The 25,295-nt window shown below is 67.8% G+C and carries 14 protein-coding genes; 1 reads left to right on the forward strand and 13 read right to left on the reverse strand.

Annotated features, from left to right (window positions below; translation table 11 throughout):
• Positions 1 to 5 precede the first annotated feature (5 nt).
• Entirely contained in the window at positions 6 to 854 is an 849-nt protein-coding gene (locus ACWGE0_RS18600; protein ID WP_452262117.1) for an XRE family transcriptional regulator, read from the forward strand.
• A 73-nt stretch (positions 855 to 927) separates the two neighbouring features.
• On the opposite strand, the gene ACWGE0_RS18605 is transcribed toward ACWGE0_RS18600, so the two are convergent.
• From ACWGE0_RS18605 to ACWGE0_RS18665, 13 genes are all read right to left on the reverse strand, one after another.
• Positions 928 to 1,560 carry a hypothetical protein gene (locus ACWGE0_RS18605; protein ID WP_452262265.1) on the reverse strand — a complete coding sequence of 211 codons (633 nt, stop codon included), beginning with the start codon at positions 1,558 to 1,560 and terminating at the stop codon, positions 928 to 930.
• A 516-nt stretch (positions 1,561 to 2,076) separates the two neighbouring features.
• Positions 2,077 to 2,706 carry a GntR family transcriptional regulator gene (locus ACWGE0_RS18610; protein WP_452262118.1) on the reverse strand — a complete coding sequence of 210 codons (630 nt, stop codon included), beginning with the start codon at positions 2,704 to 2,706 and terminating at the stop codon, positions 2,077 to 2,079.
• A 41-nt stretch (positions 2,707 to 2,747) separates the two neighbouring features.
• Entirely contained in the window at positions 2,748 to 4,094 is a 1,347-nt protein-coding gene (locus tag ACWGE0_RS18615) for an ABC transporter substrate-binding protein (protein ID WP_452262119.1), read from the reverse strand.
• Entirely contained in the window at positions 4,091 to 4,996 is a 906-nt protein-coding gene (locus ACWGE0_RS18620) for an acetylxylan esterase (RefSeq protein WP_452262120.1), read from the reverse strand. Before ACWGE0_RS18620 ends, ACWGE0_RS18615 begins: the two co-directional genes overlap by 4 nt.
• Positions 4,990 to 7,155, reverse strand: a complete 2,166-nt coding sequence (locus tag ACWGE0_RS18625; protein WP_452262121.1) for a glycosyl hydrolase family 95 catalytic domain-containing protein — start codon at positions 7,153 to 7,155, stop codon at positions 4,990 to 4,992. Before ACWGE0_RS18625 ends, ACWGE0_RS18620 begins: the two co-directional genes overlap by 7 nt.
• A complete protein-coding gene (locus ACWGE0_RS18630; RefSeq protein ID WP_452262122.1) occupies positions 7,152 to 8,021 on the reverse strand; it encodes a carbohydrate ABC transporter permease in 870 nt (289 codons plus the stop codon). Before ACWGE0_RS18630 ends, ACWGE0_RS18625 begins: the two co-directional genes overlap by 4 nt.
• Before the next feature lie 40 nt (positions 8,022 to 8,061).
• Entirely contained in the window at positions 8,062 to 9,024 is a 963-nt protein-coding gene (locus ACWGE0_RS18635; RefSeq protein WP_452262123.1) for a carbohydrate ABC transporter permease, read from the reverse strand.
• A 23-nt stretch (positions 9,025 to 9,047) separates the two neighbouring features.
• Entirely contained in the window at positions 9,048 to 11,003 is a 1,956-nt protein-coding gene (locus ACWGE0_RS18640) for an alpha-galactosidase D (protein ID WP_452262124.1), read from the reverse strand.
• A gap of 31 nt (positions 11,004 to 11,034) precedes the next feature.
• Positions 11,035 to 12,123, reverse strand: a complete 1,089-nt coding sequence (locus ACWGE0_RS18645) for a mandelate racemase/muconate lactonizing enzyme family protein (protein WP_452262125.1) — start codon at positions 12,121 to 12,123, stop codon at positions 11,035 to 11,037.
• A 232-nt stretch (positions 12,124 to 12,355) separates the two neighbouring features.
• Complete coding sequence (locus tag ACWGE0_RS18650; protein ID WP_452262126.1) at positions 12,356 to 12,811, reverse strand: SRPBCC family protein; 456 nt, start codon at positions 12,809 to 12,811, stop codon at positions 12,356 to 12,358.
• 13 nt (positions 12,812 to 12,824) lie between these two features.
• The gene (locus ACWGE0_RS18655; RefSeq protein WP_452262127.1) at positions 12,825 to 13,685 is read right to left on the reverse strand and encodes an NmrA/HSCARG family protein; all 861 of its coding nucleotides are present in this window, start codon (positions 13,683 to 13,685) and stop codon (positions 12,825 to 12,827) included.
• 67 nt (positions 13,686 to 13,752) lie between these two features.
• The gene (locus tag ACWGE0_RS18660) at positions 13,753 to 24,156 is read right to left on the reverse strand and encodes a calcium-binding protein (RefSeq protein ID WP_452262128.1); all 10,404 of its coding nucleotides are present in this window, start codon (positions 24,154 to 24,156) and stop codon (positions 13,753 to 13,755) included.
• A 176-nt stretch (positions 24,157 to 24,332) separates the two neighbouring features.
• Entirely contained in the window at positions 24,333 to 25,274 is a 942-nt protein-coding gene (locus ACWGE0_RS18665) for a D-2-hydroxyacid dehydrogenase family protein (RefSeq protein ID WP_452262129.1), read from the reverse strand.
• Positions 25,275 to 25,295: the final 21 nt, after the last annotated feature.

Consider the following 25,295-nt stretch of genomic DNA (forward strand, 5'->3'; position numbering starts at 1 on the left):
CCGGCGTGGACGAGTTCGCGGAGGCGCTCCGGACAGCGATCACGAATCGTGGTCTAGGTCTGGAGCGTCTGCGCGAACACCTTTCTCAGAACGGTGTCTCGGTTTCGCTGGCGACGTTGAGCTACTGGCAAACGGGCCGCAGCCGTCCGGAGCGCAAGAAGTCACTGCAGGCCGTCGTCCACTTGGAACACATCCTGCAACTGCCGCCCGGCCACCTCTCGGGGCTGCTGGGGTCACCTCGGTCGCGCGGCCGCTGGCTGCGCAAGGCACCGGAGGCGATGTCCGCGTTCTGGCCGTCGCCCTCGCACGTGGAGAACGTGTTGCAGGACCTGGACACCCAGTGGGACGACCAGCTGATCCGGGTGAGCCAGCAGGACTTCGTGACGATCGGCGCGGACCGGACCGAGCTGTCCTTCCGGTCACGGCAGGTGCTGTCGGCGTCGATGAACGGGCCGGACCGCTGGGTCGTGATCATGCACGTCGACCAGCACGACCGGCCGTTGCCGCAGGTCAACGCCCTGAAGCACTGCAAGGTCGGCCAGCTGGTGCAGGACCCGGCGCAGGGCTTCCTGGTAGCGGAACTGCTGTTCGACCGGGCGCTGCGCAAGGGCGAGAGCATCGTGATCGAGCACGAGCTGGTGAACCAGGCGCCGTGTCCACTCGCGACGAACTACGAACGCAAGTTCCGGCTGCCGACCCACGAATACGTGCTGGAGGTGACCTTCGAGGGCGACGCGCCGGCCTCGGTCACCCAGGTCGCGGACGGCTCGTCGGTGCAGCCCGGTCGCACGCTGCTCGACGTGGCGCTGGACGTGCAGCCCGGCGTCCGCGGTTTCCACTGGACATGGACCTAGGACGGGTGTTCCCCCGCGCCTTGCCGGGAACACCCGTCCTACCAGTCCGTCGCGAAACCAGTCCTGTGTGGACCTAGCCGATCTTCTCGATCTTCGCGTTGCGGATCAGGAACTTGCCGGGCTCACGAACCTGTTCGAAGGCAGCGTTGTTCAGCAGCGCGCAGCTGCCGGACACCGACGCCACCTTGACGGTGGTGGACTTGTTGTTGTCCAGGTTGGTGACCTTCAGCGTGGTGCCGACCGGGAACGTGCCACTCGACGCGGCGGGCTCGCCACCCTCACCGGAAAGCGTGACGGTGGAACCGTTGCAGACCTGCTGACCGGACGCGCCGCCACCGTTGTCGTTGCCCGGGTTGGCAGTGGGCTTCGGTGCGGGCTGGGCCGTGTTCTGGCCCTGGTTGCCAGCGTTGCCTTGGTTGTTGCCCTGGCCTGCGTTGCCCTGGTCGGCGTTGCCCGCGCCACCGTCACCCTTGCAGCCCGCCGCCTTGCGTCGCTGCTGGATGAGGTCGACCACGGCCTGCCGGTTCGCGATGCGGGCCTCTGACTGCGAGTCCGGGGCGGCCTTCTGCCCCGCGATGAAGCTCAGGTTGTTCTGCAGCGCCTTGTCCAGCCCGCCGCAGTCCTCACCGGACGTGGCCGCCTGGCCCGCTTCCGGCTTCGCCTCGACCTTGTTGCCACACCCGGCGGCCGCCCGCCGCTGGTTGATGAGGTTCACGACCGCCTGCCGGTTGGCGATGCGAGCGTCCGACTGGGCGTCGGGGTTCGCCTGCTGCCCGGCGATGAAGGTCAGGTTGTTCTGCAGGGCGGTGTCCAGTCCGCCGCAGTCCTCAGCCGCGTTCGAGTCGGTGCCGCTGAAGGCGAAGATGCCACCGGCGACAGCGGCGACCGCGAGCATGGCGCCCGCGCCGATCATGGCGGGCTTGCGGTGTCGAGCGCCCATTCGATTCTCCTCGGGGGGTCGATCGGTGTTGTACCGATGACTACGGGGAGGTCACGGACGAGGTTCAAATCGGACTAGACCATGTTGTTTTTAAATGCTTTTAAGGTTTCCGGCCGGAGGTGATCTTGCTGGTCAGACGGGGTTTTCGCGGGGAGAGGGGCCAGTTCGGGTTTCGGTCCGCGAATGGACGACGCAGGGTGATACCGGTGGCCGTGGTGGTCCGGTCGGGCGTTGTGCCGTTCGACGGATTTCGACTCCGGCCGCCCCCGGCGTTCGACACGCTCACATCCGGTCCAGCAGCCGGGCCCGCGCCACCTCCAGGTGTGCGGTCATCGCCGCACTGGCCGCGATCTCGTCCCTGGCCACCAGCGCGTCCACGATCGCCCGGTGTTCGGTGATGGTCTGCACCCCGAACGGCTGCTGGAAATTCAGCCGGAACAGGTGGAGATGACAATGCGTCTTGGCGAACGACTGCAGGACCGCCTCATTCCCCGCAATTCGCAGGATGAGTTCGTGCAACCGCTGATCGTGCGCCGTGAGGTTCTTGTAGTCGTCATAAGCGTCATCCGCGGGAGCCGCCGGACAGGTCGCGAGTTCCTCCTCGATCAGCACGACGCTCTCCGGTGTCATGCGGCCCGCCGCCAGAGCCGCGGAAGGCGGCTCCAGCAGCAGACGCAAGGCATACAGATCGTCGACCTGTTTTCGGTTCAGCAGGTCCGTCACGCGGTAGCCGCGCAACGGGAGCCTGCTGACCAGTTCCTCGGACTCCAGACGGGCCAGGGCTTCACGGACCGGCGTGGGAGACACCGTGAGCTCGCGCGCGATCTCGTCGATGTTGACGCGGGCGCCCGGCGCGATGCCGTCGCTCATGATCAGCGCGCGGATCTGCTCGTAGACGTCATCCGCGAGCACGCGCCTGGTCGGTATCCGCAACACCACTCCTGTGACTCCCGTCAGTTCTTGGCCAGTATCTCCTGCGAGACACGTTCCATCTCGGCGAACACGTCATCGGAGCGCTGTCCGCCGAAGTAGGCCTCGAACAGCGGCTGTTCGGCGGACTGCATCGCCGAGCCGTTGGCGTAAGCGCTGGACGGGTACAGGACGCCGTCCTTCACGTACTGGTTGAACACGGTGAGGTCGACGCCCTGACTCTTCATGGACGTCACGGTGTTGTCCATCGACGCAGGGATCGACGGGAAGAACGTACCCGTCGCGCCGGCCTTGGTCTGGCACTCCTCGCTGCCCATGTAGCTGACCCACTTCCAGGTCAGGTCCGGGTTCTTGGTGCCGGCCCAGATGTTGTTGCCGTTGGAGTTCGACAGCACCGAACGCTTGCCGTCCGGGCCCAGCGGAGTCGGCGCGATGCCCACGGGGACGCCGGGGATCTTGCCGAACGACGGCGCTGACCAGGAACCGCCGATGGTCATCGCGGTCTTGCCGGAGCCGACCAGGTCGATGTCGGAGATGGTCGACTGGTTTCCGGTGGTGAAGGTGCCGAGCTTCGGGGAGAAGCCCTTCTCGGTCAGCGCCGTCACCCACTTCATCGTCTTCACGAAGCGGGGATCGGTGTAGTTGAACTTGGTGGGCCACTGCTCCTTGTCGCCCATCTTCCAGCCCAGCGTCGAGACCAGCGGAGCCCACGTGGTCTCGCCGATGAAGCTGCGTCCGGCGATGGCGCCGACGCCGTAGGTGGCGATGGCGTTCTTGTCGAAGCCGGCCTCGTCGCCGCGCTTGCCGTTCTTGTCGATCGTCAGCCGCGCCACGATCTTCTCGAACGTGCCGCCGTCGTCGGGATTCCACGTCATCTTGGCGACGTCGGCCTCCGCGACGCCGGCCTTGGTCAGCGCGTCCTTGCTGTAGTAGATGCCGGAGGCGGCCCAGTCGAGCGGCAGCGCGTACTGCTTGCCGTCGGTGAACTTCCAGGTGTCGAAGCCGACCGAGTACTTCTTCGTGTCCAAAGAGGACTTCGCGATGAGGTCGTCCATCGGCATCAGCTGGTGCTGCGAGGCGTAGGCCTGGAGGAACTGCACCGAGTTCTGGAACGCGTCGGGAGCCGTGTTGGCCACGAAACCGGCGGTGAGCTTGGTGAAGTAGTCGTCGACGTTGTAGCGGGTGATCTTCACGTCGGTGCCGGGGTTCGCGGCCTCGAACGCCTTCTCGCACTCGCCGTAGGCGACTGCCTGTTTGTCGTCCCAGGTCCACCAGTTCACGGTGTTGCTGCCGGAGCCCGTGTCGGAACTCCCGCAACCCGCGACCACCAGGGCTGTTGCTGCGACCAGGGCAGCGGCGGCGATTTTCATGGCTTCTCCAAGAGACGGGATCGGAAGGCGTCGAGTGCGATGTCGAGGTCGTCGGAGCCGCCCGCCTCGTGGGCGCTGTGCTCCCAGACAGCGATGTGCCGGGGTCCCGCATAGGCGTGGTAGGCGCCGAACACGGTGGACGGCGGCACGATGTCGTCCATCAGGCCGATCGAGAACCAGGCGGGGGCGACTGCTCGAGCGGCGAATCCCACACCGTCGAAATAGGACAGTGCCGGGAAGATGCCGGAACGCCGGTTCTCGGCGATGTAGGTCGTCAGTTCGGTGTAGGGCGGGCGGCCGCAGACGTTCAACGCCCTGCGGATGTCGCACAGGAACGGCGCCTGCGCGTGCACCGCGGCCAGGTCGGGCACGAGACCCGCGACGGCCAGGGCGATTCCACCGCCCTGGCTGTTGCCGATCACAGCCACGTCGGGCGAACCCAGCTCGCGCACGGCGTCGACCGCGCGCACCGCGTCCGTGAAGACCTTGCGGTAGAAGTAGGTCGAGCGGTCGGCGATCCCGCGGGTCATGAACCCGGCACCGCCGCGCTGGTCCCGCACCTCGACCTGGAGGTGCGCGAACCCGGCGCTGGCCCAGGTCAGGTTCTCGACCGCACTCCCCCGGTTGCCGCCGTACCCGTGGTACTGCACCACGGCAGGCAGTCCGGACTGCCCTTTGGGCGTGCGCAGCCAGGCACGGATCCGGTCGCCCCCGAAGCCCGAGAACGTCACGTCGTAGACGTCGAGCGTCCGCAACGGTGTTTCGACCAGCACCGCTTCGGCCTTGATGTCCAGTTCACGGGCCTCGGCCAGGGTCGAGTCCCAGAACGAGTCGAAGTCGTCCGGCCGGATGTAGGTGCTGCGGTAGTCCCACAGCGCGTCCAGGCCCAGGTCCGTCAGCACGAGATCCTCCCCCGCACCTCGACGACGTCGCTCACCACGACCTCGGTGACCTCGCCGCCGATGCTCACCGGCACGACCTCCGAGGCGTCACCGGACAACCGCCGCACCCGTGCGAGGACCTCACCGGCGTTCCACGACACGTCCACCGCGAGCCCGCCGCGGCAGCGCAGCCCACGAGCCTCGCCGCGAGCCCAACCGGAAGGCAGCGCCGGCAAGATGTCGATCACGCCGGTGTGGCTCTGCACCACGACTTCCGCGAGCGCCGCCGTGAAGCCGTAGTTGCCGTCGATCTGGAACGGCGGGTGCGTGCTGAACAGGTTCGGCAGCAGGCCGCCCCACTCCGAGCCGTCGAACGGCGCGTCACGGTGCCGATCACCCGTGAAGGCCTGCGAGGCCTCGGACAACAGCGACCGCACGGTCTCGCCGTCGCCCAGCCTGGCCCGCAATGCCATCTTCGAGGCCCACGACCAGCCCATCGCGCCGTTGCCGCGCTGGTCCAGCGTCGCCACGGCGGCGTCACCGAGCGGGGTGCCGGCGACGATCTGGCCGAGCGGGTAGACGGACACCATGTGCGACATGTGCCGGTGCGTCGGGTCTTCCTCTCGCAGGTCGGTGACCCACTCCCCCAGCCGGCCGTCGTCCAGCACGGGGAACGGCCGCAGGCGGGGCAGCGCCGCCGAGATCTCCGCGAGCACGGGATCCGTCCGGCCCGATGCCAGCGCCAGCGCGAGAGTCCGTTCGAACACGGCACGGATCAGCGTCACGTCCATGGTCACGGACCACGTCAGGGCCTGCGGCTCTCCGTCGACGAGGAACCAGTTCTCCGGTGACGTCGACGGGCACGTGTCGAGGTAGCCGTCCGGTCCCTCGACCAGCCAGTCCAGCAGGAACTCCGCACACCCGCGCAGCAACGGCCACGCACGCTCCAAAGTGGACCAGGTGCGGGCGAAGTCGTAGTGGTCCCAGGCGTGCTGGACCAGCCAGGCCCCGCCCATCTGCCAGAGCGCCCACGACACCGCGCCGTGTCCCATGCCGACCGGCAGCGCCCAGCCCCACGCGTCGGTGTTGTGGTGCGCCACCCAGCCGCGCGCGCCGTACAGCTCCCGTGCCACGTCGGCGCCGGTCACGGCGAGCTTCTCCAGCAGTTCCAGCAACGGTTCGTGGCACTCGGCGAGCCCGGTGACCTCGGCCGCCCAGTAGTTCATCTGGGTGTTGATGTTGATCGTGTAGTTCGACGACCAGGCGGGCCGCAGCTCGCCGTTCCAGATGCCCTGGAGATTCGCGGGCGGCGCACCCGGTCGTGACGACGAGGCCAGCAGGTAGCGGCCGAACGCGAACAGCACCGACGCCGTGAGCTGCTCGTCCTTGCCTTCCAGCAACTCCGGTACGTCCACGACGTCCGGCACGTCACCGAACCGCACGTCGCAGGCGTTGAGCAACGACGGCAGGTCGCTCCTGCGCTGACCGGTCCAGTACTTCTCCGTGGTGGTGGAGCTGGTGAGCGTCAGAGACCACCGGTCGTCGCCGGCGTTGATCCGCACGTTCACCGTGCCGCGTTCGGAGCCCTCGCCGTAGACCGGAGCGTCGATCTGCGGTTCGTGGCGGGGCGCGGAGTCCACCGGGATCTCGATCACGAGGTCGAGACCGTTGGGCGACACCGCGCGCAACGGCGTCGTCAGCTCCACGTCGAGCGGAACCGCTCCGACGATCTCCACGCACAAAGCCGTTTCCGACGTCCACACCCGCCGGACGACGTCGTTGCCGCCGATGGTCAGCCGCTCGGTGACCACACCGGTGCTCAGATCGAGCGTGCGGCCGTGCGACTCGCCTTCGGGCAAGGTGATCCACAGGTCCACGTACGGCAGGAACGTCTGGCTGTACGGGCCTTCGAACGACATCAGCAGTTGGGTCGCCCGCTCCAGGTCACCGCCGAAGATCGCCTGGCGCACCTGCGCGAGCCGTTCCAGACCTGCTCCAGCTGCCATGACGTCCGCCAGTGCCTTCGCCGGACCCTCCGCGGTACCCGACCACACGGTCGCGTCGTTGACCTGCACGCGGGACCGCCCGGCCCCACCGAACACCATCGCGCCAAGGCGTCCGTTGCCGATCGGCAACGCCTCGGTCCACTCCTGCGCCGCGGCAGGCCAGTGCAGTCTCACTTGATCCCCGTGAAGCCGATGGAGTTGACCAGCCGCCGCCCGAAGACCACGAACAGCAGCAACATCGGCAGCGCCGCGACCAGCGTCGCCGCCATCAGCCCTGCCCAGTCCAGCGACGCCTGCGGTGAGGACTGCTTGAACACCGCGAGCGCGAGGGTGAGCGGGCGGACCGACTCGTCGTTGGTGACGAGCAACGGCCAGAAGTAGTCGTTCCAGGTGGTGATGAACGTCAGCAGCGTCAGGGTGGCCATCGGCGCGATGCTCATCGGCAGCACTATTCGGAAGCACACCCGCAGCGGCCCGGCGCCGTCGATGATCGCGGCCTCCTCCACCTCGTTGGAGAGCCCCAACATGAACTGCCGCAGGAAGAAGATGTTGAACGCGGAGAAGAACGCGCCCGGCAGGATCATGCCGCCGAACGTGTTGAGCAGTCCGAGGTCCTTCATCAGCACGAAGTTCGGCAGCAGCGTGAACACCGACGGCACCATCAGCGCGGTCAGCAGCACGGCGAACACGACGTCCCGCCCCTTCCACCGCAACCGGGCGAACGCGTAGGCCGCCAGCGCCGACAGCACGACCGTGCAGAGCGTCAGAAGTCCCGCGTACACAATGGAGTTCCACAACGCGAGCGCCAGGTCGATCTTGGCCCCCGAGCCGCCTTCCGCGGCCGCCTCCGCGGGTGAGGCGAGGCCGAGAGCACGTTTGAACGGGCCCCAGGTGAAGTGCACCGGCAGCAACGACGAGGGGTCGGTCGACATCGCGAAGTTGTTGGACAGCGCGGTCCGGATGATCCAGTAGAACGGGAAGATCGTGATCAGCAGGACGACGATGATGTAGCCCCAGGCCACGCCCCTGCCGAGTTTCATCGAGAGGTTCCCAGAAGAAAGGTTCACAGCCCGGAACTCCTCAGTTCGTGTCCGACTCGCCCGCACGTGCCATCCGCATCTGCGTGAAGGTCACCGTGACGAGCAGCAGGAACAGGGCGAGCGACATGGTGGCGGCGTAACCGAAGTCGAACTGGCCGAACGCCTTGTCGTAGATGTACATCTGCAGCACCAGCGAGGCGTCCGCCGGACCGCCCTTGGTGCTGACCTGGACGATGTCGAACACCTGGGTCGCGCTGATCACGTTGAGGATCACGACCATCACCAGGATCGGCCGCAGCAACGGCAACGTGAGCGAGCGGAACATCTGCCACTCCGACGCGCCGTCGATCCGGCCGGCCTCGTAGATCGACGCGGGGATCGTCTGCAGGCCCGCGAAGATGAGGACCGCGTTGTAGCCCATGGACTTCCACACGTTCAACGCGGCCAGCGTCGGCACCGCCCAGCTGTCGGAACCGAAGAACATGATCGGCTCGCCGGTGACCCAGGTGATCAGCTGGTTCACGATGCCGAGCTGCGGGTCGAGCATCCACGTCCACACCAGCGCCGTGACGACGCCGGAGATGAGGAACGGCAGGATCATCAGCCCGCGCACCGTCGTGTTGACCCCCAGGCGGTGCAACACGACAGCGGTGATCAGCGAGATGCCGACACCGAGGATCACGGTCAGCACCACGAAGTAGGCGGTGACGCCGAGCGAGTGCCAGAACCTCGCGTCGTTGATCAGCTGCTGGATGTTCTCGAGCCCCGTCCACACCGGTGGGCTGAGGATGTGGAACTCGGTGAAGCTCAGGTAGACGCCGCGCAGCATCGGGTAGGCGAAGAACACGCCGAACCCGAGGATCGCGGGCGCGACGAGCAGCCACGCGACCCACGTGTCGTGGCGGCGGGAGGCAGGGCCTTTGCGGCGCCTCGCTGTGGGTGGAGGCGCCGTGGTGGCGGGACCACGCACGACATGGGCGCTGGAGTCTTGCACGGTAGTCACCACGACGCCTCCTGTTCAGGGGGTTAGATGCGGATGCTGTCGACGTCGAACACGGAGTCGTCCGGGTTGCCGATCCTGATGGTGTTGTTGCCCTTCATCAGGTAAATCGGCACGGTGACCTTCTGGGGCGTGTTCCAGTCGTTGTCGTTCGAGCCGGCGACGGGCAGCTTGAAGCTGGTGCCGTTCACCGTGATGACGCCGGTCCTGCTGGCGTCAGCGGCCACATAGGACAGTTCGACGAGGTAGTTGCCCTCGCGCGGCATGGTGACCGCAGGCATGGTGAGCACGCCGCTGCCGCCGATGTAGCCGACCTTGTTGCCGCCGGAGCACGCGCATCCGTAGACGGTCGCCCCGCCCGCGACGCTGCCCTTCTCCGCCTCGTAGATCACGGAGTCCTTGGGCGTCACGTAGGTGACGGCCTGCGAGCGGTTGCCGTTCTGCACGACGGTGAACGAGTACTCCGTCGACGGCGTAAGGCCGGTGACGGTCGCCTTGGTGTCGGTCGTCGTGGCGACCTTCTTGTTGCCCGCGTAGACGTCGTAACGAACGCCGGTCTTGCCCTGCCACTTCAACGAGACGCTGGTCGGCGTGGCCGCGGTGCCCTGCACGACGCCCGGCGCCGTCGAGGAACGCGGCGTGATCTTGTAGAGCTTCGAGCCGTGCACCGGCAGTTCCTCGGTGATGGCGTCGGACTTCTGGCCGAGGTCGCGCTTGGCCCACACGTCGCGGACCTTCGCCTTGTCGCCGATGCCGAGCTGTGCGAAGTCGGCGGTCACCTTGGTGGGCTTAGAACCCAGGTTGAACAGCGCCACGGTGTAGCTGCCGTCGCGGTTGCGGGCGTACCAGACCTGCTGGTCGGAGAACTGGTCGACCGGCCGGGACGGGACGCCGGCCTGGTTGATCGCGATGACCTCGTCGTTGGTGAGCAGCTGGTAGCCGTAGTCGTCGATCTTGGTGAGATCGTCACCGATGTACAGCGGCGAGGACGAGATCGACCACAACGTCATGTAGCTCTGGCGTTCGGCCTCCGTCAGGCCGCTCATCTGCGCGCTGCCGACCGCGAGGCTGTCGAGGTTGTTCCAGTGGCCGGGGCCCGCGTCGTCGATCCACTGCACGACGTCGTTCCACCGCTGCTTCACCGACTGGTTCCAGGTGACGAGCGTGTCGCAGTAGCACTCGACGTCGGTGTCGACGCGCCAGCCGTTGGTGTTGGCCTTCCACACGTCGGCCTGGCGGTGGCTCAGCGCCCACGAGATGAGGAACTCGATCGGCCGCCCGGTGCTCTTGAGCGCCGCGTTCCACGCCTTGACGTCGCTCGTGTTGTCGTAGTTCTCGCCGCCCTTGAAGCTGCCGGGGCCGACGCCGTCCAGCTTCAGGAAGTCGACGCCGTAGCCCGCGATGACCTGGGCGATGGAGTCGATGTACTTCTGCGAGCACGGGTTGTCGAAGTTCATCTTGTAGGCCATGTCCCACCCGTTGGTCTTGCGCAGGTCCGGGTAGACGATGTCCTTGGTGGTGCAGCCGGGAGCGTTGTAGATCGGCGTCTTGCCGTCGTTGTAGGCCTTGAGGTCCAGGCCGACCGCGAGGTACGAGCCGTACTTGAGGCCCTTGCCGTGCACGTAGTCGCCGAGCCACTTCATGCCGTGCGGGAACTTCTTGGCGTCCGCGACCGGGCGCCCGTACTCGTCGAACGAGGTGAGCCAGCCCGCGTCCACGTTGATGTGGTTGTAGCCGTGCTTCTTGAACCTCGCCGCGAGCACATCCGCCTGCGCCACGACGTTCTTCTCGTTGAGCCAGCTGGCAGGACCGTCCGGGTTCACCCCGGGGTAGTTGGTCGCCTGCAGGGTCCAGCTGCTCCAGCCCATGTAGGGCTTGGCCGCCGGCGCGGCGGTCTGCTGCTGTGCTTCCGGTGCCTGGGCTGCTGCGGGAACCGCGATCAGCGACGCGAGCAGGCCGGCAACGACACCTAACGCTCTCAAGACCACTCCTTTGTGATTTCCGGCGATGACTTCAGGAGACTCGGAGGTTCTCCATCGCGTCGCGGTCCCAGTCGATGCCGAGACCCGGTGTGTCAGGCGCGAGCGCGTGTCCGTTGTGGACGGTCAGCTCGCTCTTGGTGATGGCGCGCAGCTGCGGGATGTGCTCGACGAACTTCCCGTTGGGCAGCGCGGCCGCGAGGCTGACGTGCAGCTCCATCAGGAAGTGCGGGCAGACGTCGGCGTTGAACGCCTCCGCGACGTGCGCGACCTTGAGGAACGGCGTGATGCCACCGATCCGTGCCGCGTCGACCTGGATGATCGAGGCGGCAGCGCGTTCGAGGTACTCGCGGAACTGCGCCACCGAGTACAGCGACTCCCCCACCGCGATCGGGATGCTCGTGGTCTTGGCGAGCCTCTCGTGCCCGCTCACGTCGTCGGCCGGCAGCGGCTCTTCCAGCCAGGTGAGGTTGACGTTCCGGAAGGCGTCGGCCCTGCGGATCGCCTCGGCCGCCGTCATGGACTGGTTGGCGTCGACCATGATCGCGAACCGCTCGCCGACCGCCGCCCGGACGGCCTCGAGCCGTTCGACGTCCTCGGTGAGATCGGGCTTGCCGACCTTCATCTTGATGCCCTGCCAGCCCTGGTCCGCGGTTTCCTTCGCGCCCTTGACCAGCTCCTCGGTGGACAGGTGCAGCCAGCCGCCCTCGGTGTCGTACAGCGGCACCTCCTGCCGGAACCCGCCCGCCATGCGCCACAACGGTTCCCCGGCACGCAGGCAGCGCAGGTCCCACAGCGCGGTGTCGACGGTGGCCAGCGCGAGCGAGGTGATCGCACCGACGGTCGTGCTCCGCGTGCTGGCGAACAGGTCCTGCCAGATCGCCTCGATCCGGCGCGCGTCGGCGTCCACGATCCGCGGGAGCAGGTGGTCCTTCAGGAGAGCGAGGACCGAGCTGCCGCCCGTGCCGATCGTGTAGGCGTAACCGAGACCGGTGAGCCCGTCGTCGGTCGCGATCTCGACGAACACCGTCTCCTGCTTGACGAACTGCTGGACCGCGTCGGTGCGCAGAGTCTCGACCGGAACGTCGACCTGGAACGCCTCGGCACGTACGACCTTTGCCACGCCAACTCCTCGGATCTCTGATCCTATAGGATATTTGACGGGGATTGAACGCTGGCGTTACGCACGTGTCAATCGTCGTTTGGGCAGGTTGCCACGGCGGTGAGAGCGTTTACAACGGTCGCGGTGGACCGGTTCTAGTTACGGTCCTCCGATGTTTGCAGCTCACGGCCGCATCACACCGCCCAGCCGGAGTGTGGCGGTGTGTTTAAAAGTGAGTGATTCTGTCTGATTGTCAGGCGGACTCGGCGGCGTGCTTCAGCCGCTGCAGCGTGGCCTCGATGTTGCGCTGGTTGGTCACAGCGCGGTCCTTCACCCCGGTCGCCAGCACCGTGAGCGGCACGTACCAGCCGGGCCGGCGGTCCCAGGTGGACTCCGTGACCCGGCAGCCATCAGCAGTCGGCTCGATGTCGTACTGCCACCGCGACACCGCGAGCCCGAGCGACTTCACCTCGAACGCGAACCGCCCGACCGAGCAGTCGGTCACGACGGCGGTCGTCGGCCACACCCGCCAGCCGCGCCGGTTCACGCCGCGAAACCTCGCCCCCACCGACGGACCGGAGGCGCCCAGCCACTTGCCGCCCGAGTACTCCTCGGCGACCCCGCTGAGCCCGCGCAGGCTGCTGACCAGATCGAACACCCGCTGCGGAGTAGCGGCGACGTCGATGTGCGCGGAGGCGTCCGGGGTCATGCGGCCGAACTTACTACGAGTAGGTTCGCTGCACCAGCCACTCGCGAACGGTCCGCGCGGACGGCACGATCGCCCTGGTCGCGGCGAGGTCGAGCGGCACGGGGTGCGTCCGCAGCCAGCGCCACATCCTGGTCAGGTCGTCGCCCGCGAACCGGTGGAACAGCCACAGCGGCATCGGGAAGCCGCGTGGTGAACGCCCGAACGCCTCCCGCCACAGCTCACGGCACTCGCCGATGGTCCGGACATCCGCGCCGAGCGGGAGTTCCACTCCCGCGAACCGGTTCGGATCGGCGAACACCCTCGCCGCCACGGCACCGACGTCATCAGCGCACAACCACGGCAGCGGCCGGTCGTCACCGATCAGCTTCGGCATCAGGTGCCACATCGACACCGGCGGGTAGAAGTCCTTGTCCGTCATCAGTTCCATGAACGCCATCGGGCGCAGGACGGTCAGCGGCAGGCCGAGCGACTCCAGGTGTGCCCGCACCACCAGCTTGTTGTCCCACTGCCGCACACCGGTTTCCGGCACTCCCGGACCTGCCGAGGCGTACACGACGTGCCGCACGCCCGCCGAAGCCGCGGCGTCACCGACCGCGCGGCCCTGCTGGACCTCCTCGTCCAGGCCGCTGATCATCGGGTTCTGGACGCTGAACACCCCGTGCGCGCCCGCGAAGGCGGGGCGCAGCGAGTCCAGGGAGGCCATGTCCGCTCGCACCACCTCGGCACCCGCCGAGGCGAGCCGGCCGGACGCGGGTGACGAGGGATCACGGGTCAGCGCCCGCACCCGCCAGCCATCGGCGAGCAGGTGACGTGCGACCGAGCCGCCCTGGCGTCCGGTCGCACCGGTGACCACGACCAGTCTGGCGTCGTTCATCGCGGACCTCCTGGCTGTAGGTCGCCGAAACGCCCGGAGTCGCTACAGCGACTCCGGGCGGTCTGTTTCAGTCCGTGCAGGACACCGGCGAGTCGAAGTGGCCCGGTGTCGTGGGGTAGGCGGGACCGATGCCGTGGGCGTTGTTGTCCGCCGGGTACACCAGCGCCAGCTCGCGGAACGCCGAGGTGCCGCTCGTGGTCACGTCACCCACCGTCTGACCCGCGCCGGAACCCCACGCCAGCTTCTGCAGGAACACCTCCATGCCGGGGCTGCGCTGACGGATGTCGTTGTAGCCGCCGTAGGAGGCCGGGCAGTGCGTGTACAGGTTGTACGCGCCGGCCCAGTCGATCAGGCGGTCACCAGGGTTCGGCCCGTTCTGCGCGCGGTCGGCCTGGAGCACGTCGCGGTCCCAGCCGCCGTAGATCCAGTCCGTGCCGTCGTGGTGCTGGTTGTCGGCCAACGTCGCCGGAACGGCGGGGTTGTCGTTGGTCTTCTCGGTCATCTCGAACCACAGGCACGGGTCGATCGCGCCGTTGCCGAGCGTCTGCGGCCACAGGCCCTGCGCGCAGTTGCCGGGGTAGGAGCCGCGCGGGTTGAAGTCGAGCACGTCGGACCCGAGCGCACCCTGTTGCGATGCCGGTGAAGTACCGCCGACACCGCCGAAGGTGTGGTCGACGAACCTGTCGTTCGTGCCGCGGGAGGACGCGTCGAACGTGCCGTTCGTGAGGCAGTCCGGGGTCTGGGCGTTGACCACCTGGTCGCAGCCCTTGCCGCCCCACAGCACGTCCGCGCCGTCGCCGCCGAACGTCTGGTCGCCGCCGCTGTCGGCGTTGACCAGGTCGTCGCCGAACCCGGCGTGGATGTTGTCGTTGCCCTGACCGCCGCGCATGCGGTCGTCGCCACCCTCGGCGATGCCGTTGTGCGGCATGGCCGGTGCGGTCGGGCCTCCGACGAACTGGTCGCCGTTGACGTCGTGCAGCAGGTCCGCCCTGCGGTCGTAGGCGTCGGCACGGAAGCCCGTGTACGACTCCTGCGGCACCGAGTTCAGGCTCGCCGTGAAACCGCGCGCAGCCACGTCGTTGGCGTTCATGTACTCGTTGACCACACCACCGCGGTCGCCGAGCATCGCGTCCTCGCCGTCGCCGCCGAACATGACGTCGTCGCCGAGCTCGCCGTACATGTCGTCATCGCCGTTCTGGCCGTACATGGTGTCGTTGCCGTCTTGACCCCACATGCCGTCGTTGCCGTCGTCGCCGTACATCGTGTCGTTGCCGAAGGCGCCGCCCGGTTCGCACGTGGTCTGCGCGGTCGTGCAGAACCTGGTCGACGGACCGATGTCGGCGGTGCGTGACACCGTTGCGTTCGAAGGCACGGCACCGGACTTGTACCGCTCGGCGTAGACCTGCTCGGTCATCGACCCCGGCTGACCCTGCAGCGTGCGCTTCAGGGAACCGTTGTCGCCGAGCTGGACGTCGTCCTCACCGTTGCCCTCGAACGCGTCACCACCATCGCGGAAGCCCTGGATCGTGCTGCCGCCGATCATGTCGTCCTGGCCGTCCGGCGCGGTGCCCACGAGTTGGTCGGGCCCACTCGAACTGCCCGGCCAGTCCGCGTTGGTCAACGGAACCACGGTGGTCTCGGACGACGGTGAGCCGAGGCCGCGGTCGCCGCGCAGCACGTCGCCGCCGCCGTTGCCCTCGAGGTAGTCCGCGTTGCCGTCGCCGGCGAGGAAGTCCCCGCCGTCCTGGCCCCACAGCACGTCCACGCCGGACCCGCCGGACATCCGGTCGGCGCCGAAGCGGTCGGCCGGTCCTGCCTGCAGGTCGTAACGCTGCACGATCCGTTGCGCCATCGGGTTTCCACCCGCGGACGAGAGCCGGATCGTCGCCCGCGTCGGGGTCTCCCCCTGTGCCGGGCGCAGCACGACGCCGTTGTCACCGATGGCCACGTCGTTGCCGGGACCGCCGAACACGGCGTCGTCGGCGTCGAGCTGGCCGACGGTCGTGTCACCGGCGCCGGACAACGAGGTGCTGTTGCCGCCGACGAGATCGTCGTCGCCGTCGTTGCCCTCGACCCAGTCGACGCCCTGCGAGCCCTCGACGTAGTCGTCGTTGCCGTTGCCCTTCAGCCGGTCGGAACCGGCCTGGCCGAAGATCACGTCGTTGGCGTCGTCACCGTCGGCCTCGTCCGGGCCGGACGAGCCGGCGTGCGGAGCCAGGCCGAGGTCGTACAGGGTGATCGCCCGTGCGGTCATGCCGCGTTCCTGCACGACCCGGTGCGGGGTTCCTCCGCGCACCAACCGGCCGTTGTCACCGAGCACGACGTCCTGACCACCGTTGCCGTGGATGACGTCACCGGCATCGGGCTGACCGGCACCGGGTGAGTCCTCGGTCGAACTGCCGCCCACGAGGTCGTCCTGGCCGTCGTTGCCGTCGATCTTGTCGCGGGCCGGGCCACCTTCGGCGTAGTCGTCCGAGCCGTCGCCGGTGATCGTGTCCTCGTCACTCTGGCCGTAGATCACGTCGGGCTCGTCGCCACCGCTGATCTTGTCCTGGCCGGACGTCCCGGCGGCGGGCGTGTAGCCGAGGTCGAGCAGCTCGGCCTTGTGCGCCTTGGCGAAACCACGTCCGAGCGTGACCGGCGTGGCCTGCGCTCCCTCCACAAGGGACAGGATCGCGTTGTCACCGGCGATCAGGTCGGGACCCGAGTCGCCGAACAGCGTGTCACCCGTGTCCGGACGACCGGCGCCGGACGCCACCTCGGAGCTGCCACCGACGATCCGGTCCTCACCGGCATCGCCGTGCACGAGGTCGTCGGCGTTGTTGCCCTCCAGGTAGTCGTCCTTCGGGCCGCCGGACACCTCGTCGTGCGCGAGACCGCCGAACGCCCGGTCGTCGCCGTCGCCGCCGAACACGAAGTCCGCACCGCCGGCGCCGGCGTTCGAGCCGTCGAGGTCGAACGGCCCGTCCACACCGTTGTCCCCGATCACGACGTCGTTGCCCGCGTCGCCGTAGACGAAGTCACCGACGTCGGGCTCACCGGCCTTGCGCGTACCGCCGATGACGCGGTCGTTGTCCGCACCACCGAACGCGCGGTCCACACCGTTGTTGCCCTCGATCACGTCATTCTGCGAGCCACCGTAAAGAGTGTCGTCGTCGTTGTTGCCGAAGACGTTGTCGATACCCGCATCGCCGTACGCAACGTCCTTGCCGCCACCGCCGTAGATGGTGTCGTCGTCGTTGCCACCGGCCAGTACGTCATCACCGAGCTGACCGCACACACGGTCGTTGCTCGACTTGGCGTCCACGTTGTCCGCGGCACCACCGGCAGCGACGATCTCCACCCCGGTGCCGCCGGTGATCAGATCGCGGCCGTCCTCACCGTCGAGAGGCTCGGCGGGCGGCGTCGACACCGGGTTGTCGCTCGGCGGCGTGCACGGGTTGGCGTGCTTGTCGCCGAAGATGTCCGCTCCACCGTCACCACCGATGACGTGGTCGTTGCCGTAACCGCCGACCAGCAGCTTCGACGACGGCGTGACACCGGCGGGCAGCACGCGGTGCTTGACGTCCCGTACCGGACCGAACACGCCGTCACCGACCTTGTCGCCGACGTCCGACGGTTCCGCGATCACGTAGTCGTCCTGCGGGCCGCCGTACACCTTGTCCTTGCCGTAGCCGCCCGTCAGCACGTCGTTGTTGCCACCACCGCGGATGTCGTCGACCTGTTCCTTCAACGAGTGGCCGGTCACGAAGTCCACGCCCTGGCTGCCGTACACGGTGTCAGAACCCGTGCCGGTGTCCACGACGTTGATCGCGTCCTTCGCGTTGTCGCCGTTGAAGCCCTTGTCCACCGGGCCGGGGTCGTCGACACCGGTCGCGACCTCGGTACCGGTGTGGATGGTGTCGTTGCCGGAACCGCCGGAGATCCGGTCGCTGCCGGTTCCGCCGATGATCACGTTGGCCTGTGCGACGTACTCCGGCTTGCCGGGGTTGCTCGCGGACAGGGGGCTGTCGGAGGCGATGCCGATGTTGTCGTCGTCGGCGCCGCCGTCGATCCGGTTCTTGCCGAGCCCGGCCGCGATGCGGTCCTTGCCCGCGCCACCGCTCACGACGTCGTCAGCCCCGCCGACGGTGATCGTGTCGTCGCCGTCGCCACCCTCGACCGCGGCGATTCCCTTGCCGCCGAAGGCAGCGGCGAGGTCGCCGGTCGTGATCTGGTCCTTGCCGGGACCGCCGCGAGCGGTCGACTTCCCGATGCCGGTCTTGATCGAGTCGTCGCCGTCGCCACCGGTGACCTCGACCTCCTTGTCGAACGGCTTGGCCTCGGCCTTGGCGTCGTTCGCGGCACCGCTCTTGTCGCCGTCACCCTGGAACACGATGATCCGCTTGCCCTTGTCACCCGTGGCGTTGCCGAACACCTTGGTCAGGTTCGGGTCGCGGAACTCCTCGCGGAAGCCGAGCGCGCTCACGGCGAAGCCGTCGAAGCCGCCGCCGTCCTTGACGAGCTGGGTGATCGTCCACTTCTCCTCGTTGCCGTTGCCGGTCCACGCGGAGTGGCCGCGCTTGCCGATGTCACCGTTGCCCATGTGCAGCACGAGCGTCGTGCCGTCCTTGTGCGCCAGCACGGGTGGTGGTGGCGAGCAGTCGGGTTTCACGGAGAAGTCGAGCAACGTGATATCGGCCAGCGTGAAGTCGAACGAGACACTGAAGATCGAGAACCCGAGTGTGATGTACACCTTCAGGAACAGACTCAAGCGTCCGTCCATGTTGAACAGACACATCGGGTTGTTCAGCGCCACCTTGGAGAACTCGAAGAACCGGAACTTGCCGTCGTTGTTCGGATCCGCCCAGGTGAGGTTGATCGTCAGCGCGACACCGCCCTTGATGCCGACCTCGATCAGCACCACGCTCACCGCCGCGCCCGCGGCCAGTTCACCGCGGAACGTCACGACGGGCAGCGGCTTGCCGGAGTCGTCCTGCGTCACCAGGTAGATCGAGTCCAGAATGGACGCCGCCTTACCGGACTCAACGGCCTTGCGGATGCCGAACGTGTCGAAGCCCGCCCGGAACCGCGCCTCCACGGACGCGCTGCCGGAGATCGTCACCAGCACCGGCGGCGGCGCGTACACCGGGCCGAACGACTGGCTGTAGGAGAAGCCGAGGCGCAGCGGTCCCGAGTCGAACCGGATCAGGTCCACGTCCTGGCCCATGATCAGGCCGAACAGCTTCGCGGGCTCCTTCAGGATCGGGAACGTGAAGCCGGCCTTGTTGCCCTCCTCGCCGTCGGACACGATCTTCGCCCCACCGGCCGACGCGTCGATCTTCGACGCCAGGTCGCCCGGTGCGAGGGTGATCTTGTTCGGGTCGATCAGCGAGGCGGCGTTGTCCGGCGAGTTCGTCGTCGTCTTGGCCTTGTCGCCGAGGACGGCGAAAGTGCCGATGTCGATCGCCCCGCCGTTCTGGGTGATCTTGCCGATCAACTGGATCGCCCGCAGGACCTTGTCCACGAACTCCAGGTCCGGGCCACCCGCGATGGTCGAGAACTCCTTGGCGATCGTGACCAGGTTGACGTCACCGCCGCCCACTGCCCGCGACAGGTCCGAGAGCACCGGGATCGGCGCGTAGAGCTGGTCGATGATCGGCTGGATCGGCTTGGTGAACAACCCGATCTTCTCGACGATCGGCTTGAGCACCTCTCCGAGGAACTTGCCGGCGTTGAGCTGGACGTTGTTGAACGCGATCTCCGGCGTGCCGTCACCGGGCTTGCCACCGAACGCGTTCCACTCCCACTTCAGGTGGAACCAGCCGTTGATGCCGGGCAGCGGACCGGCGCTGACGTCGAAGTCCCAGTCGATGCCGACCTTGGCCTTGAGCGAGACGCTGGTGACCTGGCCGATGTCGGCGAGATCGGCCAGCGTGATCCGGTCGTCGTTGGCCGCGCCGCAGTTCTCGAAGCACGCCGCCTGCCCCTTCTTGTGCAGATCGACGACGAACGTGCCGGCGAAGAGATCCGTCGCGCCGCCCGCGTGCTGCTTGAGGTCCACGTCGAGGAAAGCCAGACGTGCCTTCATCCCCGCGGGCAGCGTGAAGCTCAGCTTGACGCCGAGTTCCGGGTTCGGACCGTCCTTGGTGGCCACGAAGAAACCGCTGCTCTTGTCGACGCCCACCTTCACGTGCAGGTGGTAGGCCAGCGCGGCCTTCATGTTCGGCGCACCCTCGGCGGCCTTCAGGGACAGCCCCGGAATGCCGATGTCGAGCGGGCTTTCCGGCGTCAGCGTCTCCTTGTCGCAGTCGTTGCCGAACACGTCGCCATCGCACACGTCGAACGTGAACGTGGCACCCGTGATGTCGGCCAGCGACGCCGCCGCCGGGCAGTCCGTCAGCTTCGGGTTGCTCGTGGCCGGCACGTAGGCCGCGCCGTTCGGGGTGTTCTTGTCGTCGAACTGGACCTGGTCACCGGCGACGTCGCCCTTGATCACGACCCAGTTGTTCGCGTTCGGGTCCGTCTTGCGGATGATCTTGTAACCGGTGGCGTACTGCGACTTCGTCCACGTGATGCGGTTGAAGTTCGCGCCCGTCAACGGATCCGCGCCGGTCGTCACCTCGGCGACCGCTGGCGGCGCGTCCTTGTTCTGAGCGGTCGCGACCACGCCGTAGACGTACTTCTTCGTCCCTGCGGTGCCCTGCGTCGTCACCTTGGCGTTGGTCGCGGGTTGCAGCGTGGCGTCACAGGTGAAGCCGACCGTGACGGCACTGCCGACCGCGGGCTTGAGGTGGTCGTTGACCCACGTCTGGAGCTCGCCGGTGTTGTTCACCCGGCCGCCGCCCGGCAGTTTGGTCATCGCCTCCTGGATCTTGGCCCTCAGCTGGCCGAACTTGTCGGCTCCCTGCTGGATGTCGTCGCCGACGAGCGGCAGCTTGCCGTCGAACGCGGCCGTGCGCAGCGCGCGTTCGATCATCGCCAGGTACTTCTCGACGCCGTCGCCGAACTGGGAGAAGTCCAGCAGTGCGTCGAGGATCTTCTGCCCGATGTCCGTCGGCATCTCGAACCGCTTCACACCGCCGGGCAGGTCCGGGCTGAACGAGAACGCCTGGTCCAGATCACTGACCTGACGTGGCAACCGCACGATGAACGAGTCACCGGGGCTGGACAGCTTGGTCCAGGTGACGTTGTCGGAGCTGACGAACACCGGCATCACCGCGCACAGCGCGAGGTCGGTGCCCTGCGCCGGGTCGCCCTGACACGTCACGGGCTGGTTGTCGCCGTTCAACGTCAGCGACACGCCCTTGACGAAGTCGCTCAACGACACCGGGTTCTGCCCCGAGTAGCCGAGGTGTGCGTTGTAGTGCGCGTTCGCGACGGCCTTCTCGGTGCCCTTCGGGTTGCCCAAAGCGATGGACAGCGGCCCGACGGACGACTTCACCACACCGGTGATGCCGCCGTGCGCGGTGATGTCCACGGTGGAGTCCGGCAGGACCTTGAGACCGCCCGCGTCCGCCGGTCCGTCGCCGGCTTCCAGCGGCAGCACGAAGCCGATCTTGGTGGAGCCGGTCAGCTCGAGGTTCGCGGTGGCCTCTCCCTCGGCGCCCACGAGTGAGCGCGCGGTGCCCTTGTCGTCGGTGAACGAGAACCGCACCGGCTGCGAGGTCGCGACCTTCCGCTTCACGTCGATCTTCAGGACGATCGACGGCTTGGAGTCGACGACCTGGTAGGCGAACGAGATGCCGCTGCCCGTGGGCAACGCGGCGTTGAGCTGTGTCACGAGGTCCTGCAGGTAGTCCGGTGGCGCGGCGGTCAGCCTGTCGACCGCGTCCTCCAGCGGGCTGCGGAACGCGTACGCCGTGCCGTCACCAGGCACCTGACCCCACGGTTCGGCCAGCAGCACGCGGTTGTTCTGCGGGTCCGCGGCCAGGACCACGGCGACCTGGGTGCCGACCAGCACGGCCCGGCCCTGAAGGTCCGCGCCGAACGCCTTGTCGCCGGTCCTGCTGTCGTCCCGCAGGAAGCCGACGCTCTTGCTGTTGATCGTGGTGTTGCCGTACTTGCCCGTTCCGGTGTCGGCGCTGCCGAGCAGCTCGGACAACGACTTGCCGACGACCGGCAACGGCGTGGTCAGCGCGTTCTTGACCTTGCCGTCACCCTCGACGGCCTGCAGCGAGCCGTTGAGCACCTGGAGCGCCTTGATGATCTGACCGAACATCGCGCGCGGGTTGTTCGGGTCGAAGTCGAACGCCTTGGCCTTGTCGAGCGCGTCGAGGCCGGTGAACTGGACGTTCGCCGGATCGGTGATGTCGGGCATGGTGACACCGACCTGCACCGGACCGCCGAAGAAGTCGGTGATGCCGGGGACGTCGAGCTTCACCGTGGCGGTGGCCTTGGCGCCGACCGCGACGGTGAGCAGGTTCTCCGGTTCGAGCGCGGGGGTCTCGGGGTTGTCGACGACCTTGGCGAAGATCTGCGACAGCGGCAGGTCGCCGTCCGCGTCACCGAGCTTCTTGAGGCTGATCGACAGCATGTCGGCCGAGCCGTCCTTGGTGGACATGTGCAGGTCGCCGGACATGTGCACCTTGAGGTACCCGATGCTGCCGTTCACGTCGACGTTCGTGTCGACCGCGGCGCTGGCCCTGAGCAGCTGGCTGCCGGTGCGCAGCAGGAACCGGTCCGGCGTGCGCGGCAGGCTGGACACCAGGGTCGTGGTGCCGTCGGGGTTCTTGTCCGCGAACGGGCAGCCGGTGGCCGCGGCGTCGGGGTCGAGCGGCTTGCAGGCATCACCCTTGATCGGGTCGCGCAGGTCCAGCACCAGCGTGGCCTTGGCCTCGTAGGAAGGCTTCACGGTCGCGGTGGCGTTCAACGCGTTGGCGCCCTTGAGGCCCTTGCTCGCGAAGATGTCGCCGAAGGTGACCTGGCCGGTCATCGGGTCCGGCGCGTTCACCTTGTACGGCGACTTGTCGACCGGCTTCCCGCCCTGCCAGCCTTCCTCGAGGGTGATCTCGTCCGCGGTGTTGCTCTTCACCACGCCCTGCGAGGTGCCGGCGGACACAATGCGCCCCTTGAACGCGTCGACCGTCCACGGCTTGGCCTTGTTGACGTGCTTGAGGGTCGTGTCGGTGTAGGTGACGTCGTCGCCCTGCCCTGACGTCAGTTCGGCCACGACGTCCAGCGGCGCGCCGTTCTGCGGAGCGTCCTGCTTCATGGTCAACGTGAACTCGAGCTTCTTCACGTCGTCGCGGTAGTTCACGCCGGTCACGGCGATCGGGCCGGTGTTGAGCTTGGTGAAGAGCTCCTGCACCGAGCTGAACTTCGGCAGCCCGGCCTTCGCAGGGTCCTCCTCCGGCTTGAACACGTTGTCGTCGACGAACTTCGCGAGCGCGCTGCCCGCCTTGACCGCGTCGGCGACCGTGCCGCGCATGAACGGCAGGTTCACGTTGCCGACCGGGTCGGCCGCGGAGCCCCACTGGGCGCGCTGCACGGCGTCGATCGAGTTGACCAGGTGGCTCAGGCCCTCGAGCAGGTCACGCGGGCTGAGCGTGGTGAACCTGGTGAGCTGGGCCAGGTCGGGGCCGCTGACGGTGATCGACGGCGCGCCGCTCGCGAGGTCCGGCCACTGCACGCCGATCGTGCCGGTGAGCCCGCCGACGTTCGCTCCGGCGAGCTGCTGCGAGGTGAACTTGAGACTGGCGTCGACCTTGCCCGCCGGGTTGCCCAGCCCGATGTGGAACAGGCCCGCGGCGGCACCGGACTCGCTGATCTCGGTGAGCCTGCCGTCACCGTTGGGGTCGTCGGCGGACGCGGTGAGGTTCGCTTCGACCATGACGTGCGACGCGCCCTTGTCGAGGTCGACGCCGAGGATGCCGAAGCCGGCGGTCGGCACGCCGTCGGGGTCGAGCTCGCCCTTCGCTCCCACGGTGAACTTCGGCGAGTCGCCGTCCTTGACCAGCCAGAACGAGCCGGTGGACTCCTGGTAGGCGAAGTGGAACTTGGCGTCGAGGGTGAACGTCACGTCCACGGCACCAGACGTCGTGAAGCTGACCGACGGGTCGGCGACGCTGATCGGCTGTTTGTCCGCGACCGTCGTGACGTGCAGCGTGGCGTCGACGCGCTTGATGCCGTTGGTGTCACTCGTCTGGACGCTGAGCGTGCCCGGTCTGCTGTCGCCGAGCTGGTAGGTGCCCGCGAGGTCGGGGAAGTTCTGCTTGTCCTTCAACGGGTCGTGCACCGTCTTGGCGACGAGATCGCCGAACCCGAGCGCCGCGCCGGGGCTGACACCCAGCAGCGGCAGCGCCTCCCCGAGCTTGCCGACGCTCGCGAGCTGCTTCGAGAAGTCCCCGAACGCGCTGATGCCCGCGAGGATCTTCTGCACGTCCGGGGCCTGAGCCACCGCCGGTGGACTGACCACGACGAATCCGAGCAACGCCAGCGCACCGCTGGTGACCGCCGCTACCGCCCGCCTGCTGCTCCGCGAATACCGCATGGCCGACCCGCCCTCTTGACGGCGTGGCCCCCGACGCCTCGCTGCCAGGTCAGTTGTCCAATATGGAGTGACGCAGGGCACACTTGTGCCGCCAACGGGTAGTCGCCCGTCCAGAAGAAGGCGTTAGCCGTGGATCCAGCGGAGGCCGCGATTCACCCGTTCGGCCGACCAGACACCTACCGGGAGTGGGTCAGCTCCCGAATCGGCGTGCCCCGGAGGAACGCGTGGACGTCCTCAACGGCCTCCCGGAAGTAGGTCCGGTAGTTGGCCCGCGTGACGTAGCCGAGGTGCGGGGTGGCGAGGACGTTCGGCAACGCCCTGAGCTCGTCGCCGAGCGGCAGCGGTTCGGTCTCGAAGACGTCCAGGCCCGCGCCGGCGATCCTGTTGTCGCGCAACACGTCCAGCAGAGCGGCACCGTCCACGATGGCGGCACGGGACGTGTTGACCAGGAACGCGGTCGATCGAAGGCAGGCCAGCGCCGCCGCGTCGACCAGGCCCCGTGAGCGGTCTCCGAGCACGAGGTGGATGGACGCGAAGTCGCTCTGCCCCAACAGGTCGTGCAGCCCAGAGGCGAGCCGCACTCCCTCGGCGTCCACGCGGTCCGCGGTCAGGTTGGGGCTCCACGCCACGACGTCCATGCCGAACGCCTTGCCGACGCGGCCGACCGCCCTGCCGATGTGGCCGAAGCCGACCAGCCCGAGCGTCGACCCGGCGAGATCGGTGCCGACCGTGCTCTGCCACGGGCCGCCGAAGTGGAACGCCGCGTTCTCGACGGCCACGTGGCGGGCAAGGCCCAGGATCAACGCCCAGGTCAGCTCGGCCGGCGGGGTCTTCGCGCTGCCGGTGCCGCAGACGGTCACGCCGTGGGCGCGAGCGGCGTCCAGGTCGATCGCCGCGTTGCGCATGCCGCTGGTGATCAGCAGCTTCAACCGAGGCAGGCGGGCGAACAACGAGGCGGTGAACGGGGTCCGCTCGCGCATGATCACGACGCACTCGGCCTCGGCCAGAACCTCAGCCGGGTCGTCCAGGTGCTCGCGCAGCACGGTCACGTCGAGGCCCGACCAGTCCGCGTTGGCGAGCGCAGCGCCCTGGTAGTCGTCCAGCACCACACACCTCATGCACTGATCATGTCAGAGTAG

The organism is Lentzea sp. NPDC054927, assembly GCF_053610285.1.

Bases quoted from the DNA above. Each gene is read 5' to 3' on its own strand.
- ACWGE0_RS18615 (WP_452262119.1), bottom strand. From the start codon at position 4,094: ATGAAAATCGCCGCCGCTGCCCTGGTCGCAGCAACAGCCCTGGTGGTC.
- ACWGE0_RS18650 (WP_452262126.1), bottom strand. From the start codon at position 12,811: ATGACCCCGGACGCCTCCGCGCACATCGACGTCGCCGCTACTCCGCAG.
- ACWGE0_RS18630 (WP_452262122.1), bottom strand. From the start codon at position 8,021: ATGAAACTCGGCAGGGGCGTGGCCTGGGGCTACATCATCGTCGTCCTG.
- ACWGE0_RS18655 (WP_452262127.1), bottom strand. From the start codon at position 13,685: ATGAACGACGCCAGACTGGTCGTGGTCACCGGTGCGACCGGACGCCAG.
- ACWGE0_RS18665 (WP_452262129.1), bottom strand. From the start codon at position 25,274: ATGAGGTGTGTGGTGCTGGACGACTACCAGGGCGCTGCGCTCGCCAAC.
- ACWGE0_RS18660 (WP_452262128.1), bottom strand. From the start codon at position 24,156: ATGCGGTATTCGCGGAGCAGCAGGCGGGCGGTAGCGGCGGTCACCAGC.